This is a genomic window from Actinotalea ferrariae CF5-4 (assembly GCF_000603945.1).
Taxonomy (GTDB): domain Bacteria; phylum Actinomycetota; class Actinomycetes; order Actinomycetales; family Cellulomonadaceae; genus Actinotalea; species Actinotalea ferrariae.
This window is the reverse complement of sequence record NZ_AXCW01000468.1, coordinates 1-1,378: the sequence shown is the minus strand read 5'-3', so window position 1 is coordinate 1,378 and position 1,378 is coordinate 1. Positions and strand designations below refer to the sequence as shown.

Annotated in this window: 1 protein-coding gene; it reads right to left on the bottom strand. The window is 78.5% G+C overall.

Translation table 11 applies throughout. The features are described from left to right. Positions 1 to 158: 158 nt before the first annotated feature. The coding region (locus N866_RS18840; RefSeq protein ID WP_034229697.1) for a methyltransferase at positions 159 to 1,378 on the bottom strand (1,220 nt) is incomplete at its 5' end.

Here is a 1,378-nt window from a genome sequence, read left to right as displayed (position 1 = left end):
CGGGGTCGGGGCCCGGCGCGGCGCGATGGTGGGCGGCACGCGCCCGTCGGGTCGGGGCGCGTGCGGCCGGGTCGGAGGGGTGGGCGGCACGGTCCCACGCTAGGCGATCGCCCCGACACGAGGGAGGTCGAGGCGTGCCCGCGCGTCCGGTGTCCCGGTCAGGTCGGGAGGAGGAGTCCGTCCGCCACGAGGTCCCGCACCTGCGGCACCAGCTCGGCCCGCAGGTCCGCCACCGGGACGTCGAGCAGCGCACCGATCCCGCCCAGGAGCTGCCCGACGGTCAGCTCCCCGTCGCACGCCCCGACCAGCCCGGCGAGCGCGGTGCCCGCTCGCACGACCCGCCCGAAGCCGCCGCCCTGCCGGAGCAGCACGACCGTCGGGTCGACCGACCCGGGCATCAGATGGCGCTCCTCCGTGACGTCCGGGGCGACCGTGAGCGCCCGGGCCAGCAGCGCGTCGTCGTCGGTCGCCGCGAGCAGGTCGTGGGCCGCGAGGGCGGCGGCGAGGTGGGTCCCGAGGGGCTGGTGGACAGGGCCGGTCCGCTCCTCCAGGCGCCGCAGCCGGGGCACGTCACGGTCCTCGGGCCGGCGCAGGAGGACGAACCCGAAGCCGACGGCCTCGACGTCACGGGCCGCGAAGTCGTCGAGCCACGCGCCGTACGCCGCGGCCCAGCCGTCCGGGTCGCGCTCCGGCGTGGCACCGCCGTCGCGGAGCCACGTCTCGACGTACTCGGCCGGGTCCTGCACCTCCCGCTGCACGACCCAGCCGTCCAGCCCGGAGGCGTCGAGCCACGCCCCGACCCGCTCGCGCCAGTCCTGACCCCGCCGGTGCTCCCAGTTGCCGAGGAGCTGGGCGACCCCTCCGGGGGCCAGGACGCCGCCGACCTCCGTGACGAGCTCGGCCACCAGGTCGTCCCCGGACCGGCCGCCGTCGCGGTACTCGTACAGCGGGAGCGGCCCGGCGCCACCCGCGGCGCCTCTGGCAGCGCCGCCCCCGGCACGCGGGGTGATGACGAACGGCGGGTTGGACACCACGAGGTCGAACGGCTCGTCCCCCCGCGCCGGGTCCAGCAGGGACCCGCGCCGCAGCTCGAGCTCCACTCCGGCCAGCGCCGCGTTGAACCGCGCGAACCCGAGGGCGCGGGCGGAGACGTCGGTCCCGACGACGACGTCGCAGTGCCGCGCCGCGTGCAGCGCCTGGATGCCGCAGCCCGTCCCGAGGTCCAGCGCCCGCCCGCGCGGCTGCCGCACCGTCACCTGCGCGAGCGTCGTGGACGCCCCGCCGACGCCGAGCACGTGGTCCGGGCGCAGCGCCCGCCCGGTGGCGAGCTCGCCGGGGTCCGAGGCGAGGCACCAGTCGACCGTGCCGGCGGCGTCCG